This window comes from Tenacibaculum sp. Mcav3-52, assembly GCF_022347665.1.
GTDB classification, from domain to species: domain Bacteria; phylum Bacteroidota; class Bacteroidia; order Flavobacteriales; family Flavobacteriaceae; genus Polaribacter; species Polaribacter mesophilus.
This window is the reverse complement of sequence record NZ_JAKRGE010000001.1, coordinates 809,164-824,605: the sequence shown is the minus strand read 5'-3', so window position 1 is coordinate 824,605 and position 15,442 is coordinate 809,164. Positions and strand designations below refer to the sequence as shown.

Here is a 15,442-nt window from a genome sequence, read left to right as displayed (position 1 = left end):
AGATACAGCAATAAATGATTACAGATACACATACCCACTTATATTCAAGTCAGTTTGACGAAGACAGAAATGAAATGATACAACGTGCTAAAGAAGCTGGAGTTTCTCGTTTCTTTATTCCTGCGATTGATAGTTCTTATACTGAACGTATGTTTGACTTGGAAAAAAACTATCCGAAAGATGTGTTTTTAATGATGGGGTTACATCCAACTTCAGTAAAAGAAAACTATCAAGAAGAATTAGTTCATGTAAAAGAATGGTTAGACCAACGTGATTTTTATGCGATTGGTGAAATTGGTATCGATTTGTATTGGGATAAATCATTTTTACCACAACAACAAGAAGCTTTTCGTACTCAAATTCAGTGGGCAAAAGAGAAAAAACTACCGATTGTTATCCATTGTCGTGATGCTTTTGATGAGATTTTTGAAGTACTAGAAACTGAAAAAGGAGATGATTTATATGGAATTTTTCACTGTTTTACAGGAACTTTAGAGCAAGCTGAAAAAGCAATTTCCTACAATATGAAATTAGGAATTGGTGGTGTAGCGACATTTAAAAATGGAAAAATTGACAAGTTTTTAAACCAAATAGACATTAAACACATTGTCTTAGAAACCGATTCGCCATACTTAGCACCTACTCCATACCGAGGAAAACGTAATGAAAGCAGCTACATTACTAATGTTGTGGATAAGTTAGTAGATATTTATGGATTGACTTTCGATGAAATTTCGGAAATTACCACACAGAACTCTAAAGACGTTTTTGGTGTCTAACTTACAAACCACATATTATAAAACTCCTATCGGGATCGCCAAAATTGAAGGTAATGAAAACGGAGTCCAGTCGATTTCAGTATTGGATGAAAATGCTTTGCCTACAATTAGCTTTCATAAAAAGACTCCATCATGTTTACAAAATTGTGTTATGCAATTGGATGAGTATTTTGCTGGAAAAAGAACAGATTTTGATCTACAATTGAATCCACAAGGAACAAGCTTTCAACAATCGGTTTGGAATGAATTATTAAACATTCCTTTTGGAAGAACTAGAACCTACTTAGAACAAACCAAACAATTAGGTGATGTAAAAGCAATTCGTGCTGTAGCTTCTGCTAACGGTAAAAACCCTATTTGGATCGTTATTCCGTGTCACAGAGTTGTAGGTTCTGATGGCTCGTTAACAGGGTATGCAGGCGGTGTTTGGCGTAAAAAATGGCTATTGGAGCACGAAAGCGGAGCAAAACAACAAACATTATTTTAAGTTCTTTAGTTAAACTTAATTTCAACTTCTCATAATGAAATTCCGAAACAAGTTCGGAATGATTATCGTCAATTTAAGTTCCGTTTTTCAATAAAAAACTTCTTCAACAAAAAACCGCATTCCTCTTCTAAAACCCCTGATATTACCTTTGTTTTTGGATGTAGTTTTGTTTTCAATACACTAAAACCAAGTTTTGGTTCACTTGCTCCGTATACTATTTTGCCTATTTGCGTCCAGTAACTCGCTCCAGCACACATCTGGCAAGGTTCTAACGTAACATACAACGTGCAATCTTTTAAATATTTCCCACCTAAAAAATCTGCTGCTGCAGTAAAAGCTTGCATTTCGGCATGCGCTGTAACATCGTTTAACAGCTCAGTTAAATTATGCGCTCTAGCAATAATTTGATTATTAAAAACGATTACTGCACCTACAGGAACTTCTCCTTTATCAAAAGCTAACTCTGCTTCTTGTAAGGCTTTTTTCATAAAGTAAGTATCATCAAACGGATTCATATACGTGGATTCATGTAAGTTCTTAAACAAATGTAGCCAAAATTTGTTTGTGCTAACTCTAAGTAAAATACTTATTTTTACCAAAATTTACGATTTGATTTCAATCAACACTTCTGAGAATAAAAAAGTCTATTTTGCTTCCGATCAACATTTAGGAGCTCCAACTTCTGAGGCTAGTTTTCCTCGTGAACAAAAATTTGTTGCATGGTTAAACGAAGTTAAAAAAGATGCTGAGGCTATCTTTATTTTAGGTGATTTATTCGATTTTTGGTTTGAATATAAAACTGTCGTTCCTAAAGGCTTTGTTCGCGTTTTAGGTAAACTTGCTGAACTAAAAGATAGTGGTATCCCGATTTACTTTTTTGTTGGGAACCACGACTTATGGATGCGTGATTATTTTGAAAAAGAATTAAATATTCCTGTGTATCATTCTCCTCAAGAATTTAAAATCAACGATAAATTGTTTTTAATTGGTCATGGTGATGGATTAGGACCTGGGGATAAAGGATATAAACGCATGAAAAAAGTGTTTACATTTCCGCTATTTCAATGGATGTTTCGTTGGTTGCATCCAGATTTAGGTGTGCAATTAGGACAATATATGTCCGTAAAAAACAAACTGATTTCTGGTGATGAAGATGCTAAATTTTTAGGTGAAGATAATGAGTGGTTAGTACAGTATTGTAAGCGCAAACTAGAAACTAAACACCACGATTATTTTGTTTTTGGACATAGGCATCTTCCTCTAGAAATTCAACTTAAAGACAACAGTGTTTACCTTAACACTGGTGATTGGATTCAGTATTATACCTATGCTGTTTTTGAGAATGATAAGTTAGTTTTAAAAAAATATAACTCATAAAAAAACACCTCGAAAAGGTGCTTTTTTTATGGTTTATCCTAGTATTAATCTAATACAAAACGTAATCTAGCAAACAAATGCCTACCATTAGTTCCGAACTGTACAGAACGTCTTGAGTAGATAAAACGTCCACTAGACCTAAAAGCAGGATCGTTCTCATCTGGATAAACATCAAATAAATTATTTGCTCCTAATGTTAAACTTAGAGTCTTATTAAAATTATACCCAAAAGAAAGGTCTGTTAATACTTTTCCTCCAAATGTTGTATCTACATTAGGACTGTCATTATTAGTTGCTTCTTCAACTTCTCCAAAATAACTGTTTCTTAAAAAGATATTCCATTTATCATTAACACTTAAATTATGTGATAAATTCCCTTTTGTTGTAGGAACTGCGGACTCTAAATAAATTCTACTTGTTGGGTCAAAATAAACATCAGACAATCCAGCGTTTTCTATAGCAGTTGGAATATTCACTCCTTCTACATTCGTTTTCGAAAATGTAAATGCTAAAGTATTAGTTAACTTCATATTATCAGAAAGATCTGCTTTGTGATCTACAACAATATCTACTCCTTTTGTTTGAGTATCTACAGCATTTGCAAAAAATGCTGCTTGTGTAGCATTTGCTTGTTGGAACAATCTTTCTAACTCAGCGTCTCCATTATCATCAAAACTTCCTGTTAATATTACTCTGTCATCAATATTTATTATATATCCATCAACTGTAAACTTTAAGTTTGCACTTGGCACTTTTGCTGTAAATCCTGCCGAAAACCCAAAAGAAGTTTCTTCTTTTAATTTACCTATTCCTAAAATCCTTGCAACTCTCGAAGTGTTTGAAAACACCCCAACTTCATTTGGTATACCATCTACAAACAAGGTACTGGTTGAACTGTAAGATATTTGATGTAATGATGGTGCTCTAAACCCTGTTTGTAAACTAGCTCTTAAATTAAAGTTTTTAGAAGCTTTTACCCTAGATGCTACTTTTACATTTAAAGTACCTCCAAAATCTGAGAAATTCTCATAACGTACAGCTCCACTTAATAAAAAAGACTCTGTAACATCTGCTTCTACATCTATGTAACCAGCTATAGAATTTCTAAATGAGTTTACTTCATTTTCTGGTTTAAATCCGGGAAACACTTGAATACCCCCTGGTCTTGAGTTACCAAAAAAATCTTCAGGAACCATTGAGTTAGGGTCTGTCGGATCATGTACATTACCTAATGTATTGTATTGCGCGTAGGATGCTTCCTCTCCTGCTACGATACCATAATTTTCTAAACGATATTCAGCACCAAAAGCTATATTTAAACCAGACATTACGTCTTCGTAAAACTTACTAAGATCAATATTTGTTGTGTTTTCACTTGAATAAAACCCACCTGAATTCGCTTCAAAAGGCGTTGAATTACCTAAAGATGCATTACTTGAATTGCTTATCAAATAGCTAAATTCATTTCTACCAAATGTATTTGAAAAATCTACATTCCAATCACCTAACTTTCCTTTTATTCCAACCGCATACGATTTGTCTTGAATGTTAGAATTTATTTCTGGTAAGAATCCATTCATATATGCTGGAGTGTATGCTCTAGATTGATTTGGCAACCTATAAAAACCTGCCGCATTACCATTTTTATAACTTAAGCCAGCATTACCATAAATAAACGTTTCATTTCCTAACGGGATTTCCATGTTCGCAAAAAATTGCGCTCCTCTTACCTTAGATTGCCCAACTCTCATATTAAAATCACTTCTTTTTAAGCCACGAGCTAACAATTCTGCTTCAGTAACATCAGCTCCTAGAATTGTTCGCAACTCTTCTTTTGTTTCAGTACCACTTAATGTAATACCCGCATCACCAGCATAATTAAAAATATCATCTAAATCATCATCTAATAGATTTGAAACATTATACCCATCTGCAGCTGCAACTCTTTCAATAGAGTTATATGCATTAAATATTGAACCTTCCCATTCTTGCATTCTATTAGTCCATCCTCTAAAATCAAAGTTTCCAGTAAAATTTATAAACCCACCATCTTTACCAATTGGCACCCCATAATTTAATCCCAAGTTTAATTTTTCTCCGTCTACCTCTCTTTCTGGACTACTTTCACTTGTAAAATTAGCACCTGTTGTTAGGTTAACTTCTAACTTATTTGTAGATTTTTTTAGGACAATATTTATGATTCCTGCAATAGCATCAGAACCGTATTGAGCGGCAGCACCATCTCTAAGAATTTCTATTCTTTCAATAGCCATTGAAGGAATTGTTGTCATATCTGTACCCACTGAACCTCTACCAAAAGTACCATTTACATTTACTAAAGCTGTTTTGTGACGCCTCTTCCCATTAATTAACACTAACACTTGATCTGGACCTAATCCTCTTAATGCTGCTGGCGCAATATGATCTGTACCATCTGAAATTGATTGAGGATTAGAGTTAAAAGAGGGAGCTGCATAATTTAAAATTTCTGTCACTGTAACTTGTGGTGCTGACTCTGTTAGTTTGGAAACATCTAACACATCAATAGCCACGGGAGAATCTATTGCGACCCTTCCTTTATTACGAGAACCTACAATTACTACCTCTTCTAAAGACTCACTTGATTCTTCAATTACAATTGTAAGATAAGAATCATCTGTAACTATTAATTCTTTCGTTCTAAAGCCCACTGAAGAAACTATAACAGTAGCAGGTAATTTACTTACTTTTAAAAAATATTCTCCATTATCATCAGTAGTTATACCATTAGTAGTTCCTTTTTCTATTACGTTTACAAAAGGCAAACCTATTCCATTAGTATCTGTAATTTTTCCTTTTATCGTTTGACCAATTATTGATGTAACCGACATCAATAAAACACAAACAAGTAGTTTTATTTTTTGCTTCATAACTGTATTTATTTTATTTTTTTATGTTAAAAAAGTTAATTTACTATAAACATACTAATATTTACAACTCGTAACAAGAATATATATAAATAAATCATTCACAACACATTAAGAAAAAAAGAATATTCATTAAAACCAATAAGAAACCTATGTATTTCAATAAAAATTCAACCTTCTTAAAACTATCATATATTTAGAATTTCTTCACCCTAATTTCTTTTAAAAACATTTGTTATCTTTTACTACTATTTTAATCCATCACACGAACACTTTTTATAAAATAGTTGGATATAAACACATAACTTTTTTGGTAATTGAATTTACATCCTATTTATTATTTTTTATAAATGAAGAAATAGCTCATAAAAAAAGACACCTTAATAAGGTGCCTTTTCATTATCAAATATCACAATTAAAAACAAACTATATTGTTAATTAGCATTCTCACTAAATGGTGTTGGAAAGGCATCAATAATATTATCTCCTGATCTATCTAGTGGGATATAGGTCGAATTCAATCTATTTAAACGCCTTAAATCAATCCATCGATGTCCCTCCCCTAGTAAAGAGTATCTTCTTTGTTTTAAAACTTCTTCTACTAACTCGCTATCTGAAGTACCTCCAGAGTAATCTAGCAAACCAGCAGCATTTCTAACAATATTGATAGCAGTAATAGCCTCTGCATTGTTTGTACCTATATTAGCTTCAGCATACATCAAAATCAGTTCTTCATTCCTGACAAGATACACAGGATCTGTATTGCTTTTATACACAGAGATTTGATGCGTCCCTGTAAGCCCATCAAAAGAGGCAGGTTCACTTAACTGTATAGACTTACTAGAAACACGATTATCTCCAGATTCTGCATCTGTAATCCACGAATTATGAATTACAAAATTATTCCCTGTTTGTAATACATAAAATAAGTCATTCTTAATATCATTGCCTGTCAATCCAAAAATATGAGATACCCCAAATGACATAGTGCCATTTAAATCTAAAAAAGAATCATTCAACATTGATAATACTTCTGACATATTATTTTGATACAGTGCAACTCGTGCAGCAATTGCCCTATTAAACTTTAAAAAACCGCTTGGTAAGAGAGGTAGCTTCTTACTTGAATCTGATGGATCCATAGGCTTTAAATCATTATACCCTGAGCTAAAAAGAAATAGAAAATTACTAGATGACGCTTCTAAATCGCTTTTAGCTTCATTTAATAAATTTTTTATTGCAACTAAAGCTTCATCATAACCTACAAAAGGGCCTAGGTTATCTGGATCTTCTACATCTAATCTAATTCCATTTGTATATTGCCTGTTTGCTACCATTAAAAGAGCGTATGCCTTTATTGTCTTAGCATATCCATAATAAGAGTTTTTTTCTTCCTCAGAAAACCCTGCATTTGAGTTTTCTACAGCGGTAATTAAAACATTTGCTGCTTTAACAATTCTATACCAAGCCGCAAAAGAACGGGTTGTTAAAAATCCGTTATTATCTAAAGGTCCTTTTAAAATCTCTCCTGTATATCTTGGGTCTGCTTTAGACAAATCATAGTACTCTCTTGCTAAATAAGCTACCGTTTCATAATGAAAGTCTAAATCATTTCTCATTACAGCTTCCAAACCTACAGCCAAAGCTTCTACATCGGCCGCAGATGCTCCATCTACATAAGAGTCTAATGTAGGAGCATTTTGATTAGGCAACTCCTCTAATTCACAACTTTGAATAAAAGGAATAAAAACGATTAATATTAATTTATAGAATATATTTTTCATGATAATTTATTTTAGGAGATTAAAAGTTAACTTTTAGATGAAAATTAACAAATTTAGATGCAGGATATGGAGTAACCTCAACATTATTAGCTAATACATTATTTCCAAAGTTCGATGCTTCAGGATCATAACTATTATAATCAAAAATATTGATTAAGTTTCTACCAGATATCCCTACTTTAACTTTTTCTACTCCTTTAAACACTCCTTCATCAAATGTATAAAAAAGACCTACTTCTCTTAACCGAAGATAACCCGCATCTTCTACTAATGGTGCTGTATTTCCTATTCCTATCTGCCCCAGTCTATAAGGCCCATTGGTAAGCGTACCTGTTGGGTCTAAATCAGTATCATCAAAATCCCATGTAGTTCCAGCATTATCATATAAAAAAGTTGTTAAATTAATACCGTCTCCTCCTTTTTTCCAGTGCCATAAAAATGATAAATCGAAGTTTTTATAACGTATGTTGTTTTGCCATGACATTTGAAAATCTGGTTCTGCATTACCATAAACAGCAAATCCATCTCCATCAGGATCAATTACAGCTATTTCTTCTGGAGTAAGTCCGCTAGGATAAGTCCCTACAATTTGCGTAGCACTCTTACCCTCTTGTATTAAAAAAGTTCCTAAGAAAGCTGCAAAACCTCCTTCTGTAAAGGCAGGAACGTCTAACTTATTAATTTTAGATTTGTTTTTCCACCATTTAAAGTTTGCATTCCAAGAAAAATCTTCTTTTTCAATAAAGTTCGCATTTAAACCTAATTCTATACCTGTATTCTCAAGCTCTCCTCCATTTTTAATTTTTCTAGTAAAACCAGATGATGTTGGAAAATTTTCCTGAATAAGTAGATCGCTTATTTTTTTGTTGTATACCGTAGCTTCTAATGTAAACCTATTATCAAACAAACCTAAATCTAATCCATATTCTAATTCTTTTTGACGTTCTGGCCCTATGGTAGGGTCTCCTTTAAAAGTTCCAGGAGCAAAACCAGAGACACCTCCTATAAATTGTGGTGCAGCCAAAGTAAATTGATCATTAAAGTTAGGGAATCTTCCAGCTTCTCCATAGGCAATCCTAGGTTTTAAGCTAGTAATTTCTTTTATATTCCAAAAACTAAACTTATGTAAATTAATTGCTAAGTTTGCTTTAGGGTAATAATACATCTTATCTGAAATACCATTATTGGTTGACTTATCTCCTCTAATACCAATAGTACCAATTATTTTATCGTCATAATTTATTTCTTCCTGCACAAAAAAACCTGTATCTCTCTGAAGCCTAACAACTTGCTGAGACGATAAATTTTCTGCCAACGATAAACTTGTTAATGAGGTATTGAAACCTGTTCCTACACTAATAACAGTGTTACGGTCAAAATCTTGAAAAAAGGTTCCTGTTTGAGTTGTGAACTGTAACCCATTATCTAAACTTAAATTATGAACTAAAAAGGCAGACAGGTTATAATTAGTATTTCTCGTCGTTCCAGATATTGAAGCTCCTTTTAAAGTAGATCTATCTCTAAAATAAGTTAACTCTCTAGGGAAAATACTTGTTGTACGAAGTGTGTATTGATCAAACCCCGCTTCAAGCACCAACTTAAGTCTATTTTTTTCTCCGTTAAGAATTTTGATATTAGACTTAGCACTACCAATAAACCTATTTACGTTTTCTCTATTAGTAGTTAGTGCTATTGTTTCTAATACATTTGAACCAGCACCTCCAAAAGGATAGACTCCATCTGTAGGAGATAAGTTTTCCCATGGATAAGTAAAAGCTAGGGCGTACCCTATAGTTCTATTGGCATTACCGTTATTAAAAAAACCTCTATCTGCTTGAGAGCTTATATAATTTGACGTGACATATAAATCTAACCAATCTGTAAATTTTTGACCTATATTTAAACGAGCCGCTGCTTTTTCATAGCCTGTATTTTCAACTAATCCAGGTTCATCTTTATAAGTTACTCCAAAAAAGTAATCGCTTCTTTCTGAACCTCCTGATGTTGTAAACCTTGTTGTTGTAGAAATTCTAGTATGATCAAATAGCTCTGCTTCATAGTCTCTTAGTTTTGCATTCGCTGGCCCTCCTAAAGCAACAATCTCTGAATCATCCCAGTCTCTTAAACCTAATAACCTTGTTGGACTTCTCAAACCTACAGTTTGTGAAAAGGATACTCTAGGTTTACCTTCTTTACCTCTTTTTGTTGTAATAATAACAACACCTCCTGCCGCTCTTGATCCGTAGAGAGCTGCCGCTGAGGCACCTTTCAGTATTTCTACAGTCTCTATATCTTCAGGGTCAATATCTGCAATCCTATTAGAAGCGTCATCCTGATTTGATGAAGGATTACCACCTCCAGCAGCTTCACTTACAATGTTATTTCCAGAAGAAATTGATGAGTTATCAACATACACACCATCTACCACAAATAACGGTTGTTGATCTCCAAAAATAGAAGTAACACCTCTTAATCTCATAGAAATTCCTCCCCCTGGAGCCCCTGAATTCGCTTTTATCTCTGCTCCAGTGAACTTTCCTGATAATGCACTATCAAAACCCGATTGTGATGTGACTTGTGTTAATTCAGCAGCTGAAATTGTCGAAACTGTGTTCGCTAAATTAGATCTTTTCGTTGTAGTTGCTAACCCCGAAATCACTACTTCTTCTAAAACATCAGAATCTTCTCGTAGTGTTACCTGTAAAAAAGTATTCGTATCTGCAATATTTCTTTCTACTGTAACAAACCCTAAGGAAGATATTGTTACTACTGCTGGTAGTTTTTTTATATTTAAACTAAATTCACCATTCTCATTAGAAGTGGTACCATTTGTTGTTCCTTTCTCTATAATATTTGCAAAAGGAATACTTTCTCCATTTACATCCACAATTTTTCCTTTTATTGTTTGCCCGTAAACAAAACCAGAAAACAGAAAAATAAGTGCGTTAATTAGCAACGTTTTGCTAAAAGACATTTTCTTCATAAAATTTAAGTTTAAAGTTAGTAGAAGTTAAATTTCATTTTTTTTATTCATAAAAACAAATTATAAACAACTTATTTTCAAACACATAAAACACATAGTCAAAAACTTAACTTTAAAGAACCACACCTTTTAGCTTGTAAATACAAGGTTTAACCAACTTTTAACAACTAAAAAAACACTATTATTGTAGCTTTGTTTCATAAAAATTCTAATTTATTTCAATTACTATGGATATAGACGTAAGAGCCATCAATGAAAAAATAGAAAGAGAAAGTGCTTTTGTAGACTTGTTAACTACAGAAATGAACAAAGTAATTGTAGGTCAGAAATACATGATTGAACGATTACTCATCGGTCTTTTAGGAAATGGACATATTTTATTAGAAGGTGTACCTGGTTTAGCAAAAACCTTAGCTATTAACACACTTTCTAAAGCTGTTGACGGAAGTTTTAGTCGCGTTCAATTTACTCCAGATTTATTACCTGCCGATGTAGTAGGTACTATGATATACAATGTAAAAGAAAACGATTTTTCTATTAAAAAAGGACCAATTTTTGCCAATTTTGTACTAGCCGATGAGATTAACCGTGCTCCTGCTAAAGTACAGTCTGCCTTACTAGAAGCTATGCAAGAGCGTCAAATTACCATTGGAGATGAAACTTTTAAATTGGATGAACCATTCTTGGTAATGGCTACTCAAAACCCGGTAGAACAAGAAGGAACATACCCACTTCCTGAGGCACAAGTAGACCGTTTTATGCTAAAAACTGTAATTGATTATCCAAAATTACAAGACGAACAACTTATTATGCGTCAAAACTTAAACGGTGGCTTTCAAAAAGTAAATCCTGTAATTTCAATAGAACAAATCATTAAAGCTCGTAATGTAGTTAACGAAGTTTATATGGATGAAAAAATAGAAAAATACATCTTGGATATTATTTTCGCAACTCGTTACCCTGAAAAATATAATTTAGAAAAATTAAAACCTCTTATTAGCTTTGGATCTTCTCCACGTGGTAGTATTGCATTGGCTAAAGCTGCAAAATGCTACGCCTTTATTAAACGAAGAGGATATGTGATTCCTGAAGATGTTCGAGCAGTCGTAAACGATGTGTTACGTCATAGAATTGGTATTACTTACGAAGCTGAAGCTGAAAATATTACTTCAATAGATATTATTAACTCTATTATTAACGAAGTACAAGTGCCTTAATCAATTATCAATGAGCAATTATCAGCCAAAAATACTTTACTGATTATTGATAACTGTTAACTGACAATTGAAAACATGGATACAAAAGAGTTACTAAAAAAAGTTCGAAAAATAGAAATAAAGACACGTAGGTTGTCTAATCATATTTTTGGAGGAGAATACCACTCAACCTTTAAAGGTAGAGGTATGACTTTCTCTGAAGTACGTCAATATCAATACGGAGATGATATTAGAGCAATTGACTGGAATGTAACTGCTCGCTATAACGAACCCTATGTAAAAGTTTTTGAGGAAGAGCGTGAGCTTACCATGATGTTGGTAGTCGATATTTCTGGCTCTGAATTTTTTGGTACTTCTGAACAATTTAAAAAAGATACCGTAACAGAAATTGCCGCAACACTAGCCTTTTCTGCAATTCAAAACAACGATAAAGTTGGTTTAATCCTGTTCTCTGATCAAGTTGAACTATACATTCCTCCTAAAAAAGGAAAAAGTCACGTATTACGAATTATTCGTGAGCTTATTGAATTTCAACCAAAAAGTAGACAAACCAATATTAGTGAAGCTCTCAAATTTTTATCCAACATCATGAAAAAGAAAGCAATTGTTTTTATGCTTTCTGACTTTATGGATGATAATTACGAGCGTACACTAAAAATTGTTGGTAATAAACATGATGTTACTGGTATTCGTGTATATGACAAACATGATGAAGAAATTCCTAATTTAGGAATGGTTCCTATGATAGATGCTGAAACAGGAAAAACACAGCTAGTTAACACTAGTTCTAAATCTGTTAGAACTCATTACAAGGCAAATGCTTTACGTTTGTCTAATTATTTTGAAACCACTTTTACCAAGAGTGGTGCAGGAACTATCAACACTAGAGTTGACGAAAGTTATGTACGAAAGCTATTAGGTTATTTTAAACGAAAAGGATAAGAACAAACAATGAAACACAAACTACTTTACATATGCTTGTTTTTAACTTCTTTTGCCTTTGCACAACAACCTCAGGTAAAAGCAGAAATTGACACCACAAATATTAGAATTGGTGAGCAGTTTCAATATAAAATATCTGTTGACGAAACTGAGAATGTTATCATTCCAAAACTAGAAAACTTAAAAGGATTGGAAGTTATTGATACATTAAAAATTGACACTATTGAAAACAAGCTCATTCGAAAATACATTTTAACAGGGTTTGATAGTGGTGCATTTTACATTCCTCAACAACAAATATTTATTAGAAATCAAGCTTATTTAACCGATAGTTTATTGGTTAATGTAGCTACTGTTCCTATCGACACTACAAAGGTTAAAAAATTTCCAATTAAGGGAATTAAAGGAGAACCTTATCAGCTTGATGATTTCAAACAATACATTTGGTGGATCATAATAGCTATTCTTGTCATAGTGTTATTACTTTATTTCTTTGTTTTCAAAAAGAAAAAAGAACAAGAAGAAAAAGTTATTATCCCTTTATTACCTCCTTATGAAGAAGCTATGCAAAAACTGGAGGAACTGGACAAAAAACTATTATGGCAAAATAATCAGATTAAAAAATATTATAGTGAATTAACAGACATTGTAAGAGGTTATATTGAACGAGAGCTACATATTCCAGCCCTAGAAAGCACTACTGATGAATTAATTGACGTTTTAAAAGACTTCAATGACACAAAGTCAATAGAAACTTCGAGAGAAATTATTGATAAATTAAAAGGTCTTTTACAAGAATCTGACTTAGTAAAATTTGCGAAATCAAAACCTTTATCTCACGAAATAGAGGAAGACCGAAAAGACGCAAAGCTTATTATAGATAATTTAAAACCTAAAAAACAAGAAGAAGATGATGAAGTGGAATAATTTCGAGTTTCATAGTCCCGAGTTTTTATGGTTGCTAGTATTAATTCCTTTATTAGCTTTTTGGAGTTTTTATACTCGAAAAAAAAATGGTGCTCAACTTAAAATGCCAAGTACTAAAGGTTTTAAAATACAAGGCTCTATTTTACCCAAACTCAAACCCATACTGCCACTCTTAAGACTACTGGCATTAACCTGCTTAATAGTTGCTTTAGCACGCCCTAGAAATGTAGCTGTTAGTAAGAAAACAAAAACAAATAGAGGTATTGATATCGTAATGGCTGTTGATGTTTCGGCTAGTATGCTAGCAAAAGACCTTAAACCAAACCGATTAGAGGCCTTAAAAAGAGTAGCTACCGATTTTATAAACCGACGCCCTAATGATCGTATTGGTATCGTAGTATATGCAGGAGAAAGTTTTACACAAACTCCAATTACCAGTGATAAATCTATTGTAAAAAGAACCATTTCAGAAATTAAATGGGGACAGTTAGAGGGTGGAACTGCTATTGGAATGGGCTTAGGTTCTGCTGTTAATAGACTAAAAGATAGTAAAGCCAAAAGTAAAGTTATTATCTTATTGACAGACGGTGTAAACAATGCTGGTTTTGTTGATCCTAAAACAGCTACTGATTTAGCAAAAGGAAACGGAATTAAGGTTTATACTATCGGAATTGGAACTAACGGGATGGCTCCTTTTCCATGGGCTAAAGACCCAAGAACAGGAAAAATTTCATTTAAAAATCAACCTGTTGAAATTGACGAAGATTTGCTAAAGCACATTGCCAGCGAAACTAGTGGTAAATATTTTAGAGCAACTAATAACACTAAGTTAAAAGAAATTTATGACGAGATTGACAAGTTAGAAAAAACTAAAATCGAAGAGTTCAAGTATTATAATTACTCTGAAAAATATCGTTTTTTAGTTTTCTTAGCAGGGATATTTTTACTCTTAGAATTCACCCTAAAAAACACGTTATTTAAAAGTTTTATTTAAGCAAGATGTACAAACTAGAAGAACCAATATATTTTTATCTTTTTGCAATTATTCCTGTAATAATTGTGGTTTTCCTATTAGTTTTATGGTGGAAAAAACGAACTCAAAAAAAGTTTGCTAACCCGTTGCTTTTATCTAAAATAGCACCAAATACATCAACCTTTAAATCGGTACTAAAACTTGTTTTCTTTTTGGTAGGATTATCATTTTTAATTCTATCATTAGTTAATCCTAAAATGGGAACAAAACTAAAAACTGTGAAAAGAGAAGGTGTTGATGTGGTGTTTGCTTTAGACGTTTCTAAGAGTATGTTAGCAGAAGATATTGCACCTAATAGATTAGAAAAAGCAAAACAAATTATATCTAAAACTATTGATAAGTTAGGCAGTGATAGAGTTGGTATTATTATCTATGCCGGTAATGCTTACCCTCTACTTCCTATTACTACCGACCATGCTGCTGCAAAAATGTTTTTGCAAAACGCAAACCCAGACATGGTTTCGAGTCAAGGTACAGCCATTAATGAAGCTTTAAATTTGGCAAATACTTATTATGATAACGACGAACAAACAAATCGTTTTTTAATAATTATTTCAGATGGTGAAGATCATCAAGATGAAACTAAACAAGTTGCCCAAAACATCGCTAACGAAGGTGTTAAAGTATATACCGTAGGTGTAGGAACCGAAAAAGGAGGTCCAATTCCTATTAAATTAAATGGCGCGCTTATTGGTTATAAAAAAGACAGAATGGGAGAAACAGTAATTACCCAAAGAAAACCTGATGTTTTACAAGGAATTGCTGATGCTTCTGATGGACAATATTTTGATGGTAATAAAACTGAAAATCCAGTAGAAGCCATTGAAAAGATTATTGGAAACGCACAAAAAAATGAATTTGAAACAAAACAGTTTTCTGATTATAAAGACCAATTTCAATGGTTTGTAGGTATTGGACTATTGTTTTTGATTCTAGATATGTTTTTGTTTGATAAGAAAACCAAATGGTTGAAGAAAGTAGATTTATTTAACGAAGAATCTTAATAT

The 15,442-nt window shown here is 32.7% G+C and carries 12 protein-coding genes; 8 read left to right on the top strand and 4 right to left on the bottom strand.

Features of this window, described 5'->3' with window-relative positions; all coding sequences use genetic code 11:
- Positions 1–14 precede the first annotated feature (14 nt).
- Both MHM83_RS03880 and MHM83_RS03875 read left to right on the top strand, forming a co-directional pair.
- Entirely contained in the window at positions 15–779 is a 765-nt protein-coding gene (locus tag MHM83_RS03880) for a TatD family hydrolase (RefSeq protein WP_073182507.1), read from the top strand.
- Complete coding sequence (locus MHM83_RS03875) at positions 772–1,266, top strand: methylated-DNA--[protein]-cysteine S-methyltransferase (RefSeq protein ID WP_239178456.1); 495 nt, start codon at positions 772–774, stop codon at positions 1,264–1,266. The genes MHM83_RS03880 and MHM83_RS03875 overlap by 8 nt, the downstream gene beginning before the upstream one ends.
- A 68-nt stretch (positions 1,267–1,334) precedes the next feature.
- Here the strand turns inward: MHM83_RS03875 and MHM83_RS03870 are convergent, their stop codons facing one another.
- A complete protein-coding gene (locus MHM83_RS03870) occupies positions 1,335–1,781 on the bottom strand; it encodes a nucleoside deaminase (protein ID WP_125344123.1) in 447 nt (148 codons plus the stop codon).
- 94 nt (positions 1,782–1,875) lie between these two features.
- On the opposite strand from MHM83_RS03870, the gene MHM83_RS03865 reads away from it, so the two are divergent.
- Positions 1,876–2,643 carry a UDP-2,3-diacylglucosamine diphosphatase gene (locus tag MHM83_RS03865; protein WP_239178455.1) on the top strand — a complete coding sequence of 256 codons (768 nt, stop codon included), beginning with the start codon at positions 1,876–1,878 and terminating at the stop codon, positions 2,641–2,643.
- A gap of 44 nt (positions 2,644–2,687) precedes the next feature.
- Here MHM83_RS03865 and MHM83_RS03860 read toward each other — a convergent pair whose 3' ends face one another.
- The 3 genes from MHM83_RS03860 to MHM83_RS03850 all read right to left on the bottom strand — a co-directional run bounded on the left by MHM83_RS03860 (position 2,688) and on the right by MHM83_RS03850 (position 10,316).
- The gene (locus MHM83_RS03860) at positions 2,688–5,552 is read right to left on the bottom strand and encodes a TonB-dependent receptor (RefSeq protein WP_239178454.1); all 2,865 of its coding nucleotides are present in this window, start codon (positions 5,550–5,552) and stop codon (positions 2,688–2,690) included.
- A 431-nt stretch (positions 5,553–5,983) separates the two neighbouring features.
- Positions 5,984–7,333, bottom strand: a complete 1,350-nt coding sequence (locus MHM83_RS03855) for a RagB/SusD family nutrient uptake outer membrane protein (RefSeq protein ID WP_159610837.1) — start codon at positions 7,331–7,333, stop codon at positions 5,984–5,986.
- Positions 7,334–7,352: 19 nt separating this feature from the next.
- A complete protein-coding gene (locus MHM83_RS03850; RefSeq protein WP_239178453.1) occupies positions 7,353–10,316 on the bottom strand; it encodes a SusC/RagA family TonB-linked outer membrane protein in 2,964 nt (987 codons plus the stop codon).
- Positions 10,317–10,543: 227 nt separating this feature from the next.
- Here MHM83_RS03850 and MHM83_RS03845 point away from each other — a divergent pair, with 227 nt between their 5' ends.
- The 5 genes from MHM83_RS03845 (at position 10,544) to MHM83_RS03825 (ending at position 15,439) form a co-directional block, all read left to right on the top strand.
- Positions 10,544–11,533 (top strand): AAA family ATPase, encoded by a 990-nt coding sequence (locus MHM83_RS03845; protein WP_047788275.1) that lies wholly within the window; start codon positions 10,544–10,546, stop codon positions 11,531–11,533.
- A gap of 75 nt (positions 11,534–11,608) precedes the next feature.
- Positions 11,609–12,475: a DUF58 domain-containing protein gene (locus MHM83_RS03840; protein ID WP_159509327.1), complete on the top strand. Its 867-nt coding sequence runs from the start codon at positions 11,609–11,611 to the stop codon at positions 12,473–12,475.
- A 9-nt stretch (positions 12,476–12,484) separates the two neighbouring features.
- Entirely contained in the window at positions 12,485–13,402 is a 918-nt protein-coding gene (locus MHM83_RS03835; RefSeq protein WP_239178452.1) for a hypothetical protein, read from the top strand.
- Positions 13,389–14,396, top strand: a complete 1,008-nt coding sequence (locus tag MHM83_RS03830; RefSeq protein WP_239178801.1) for a vWA domain-containing protein — start codon at positions 13,389–13,391, stop codon at positions 14,394–14,396. Before MHM83_RS03835 ends, MHM83_RS03830 begins: the two co-directional genes overlap by 14 nt.
- A 5-nt stretch (positions 14,397–14,401) precedes the next feature.
- A complete protein-coding gene (locus MHM83_RS03825; protein WP_239178451.1) occupies positions 14,402–15,439 on the top strand; it encodes a VWA domain-containing protein in 1,038 nt (345 codons plus the stop codon).
- Positions 15,440–15,442: the final 3 nt, after the last annotated feature.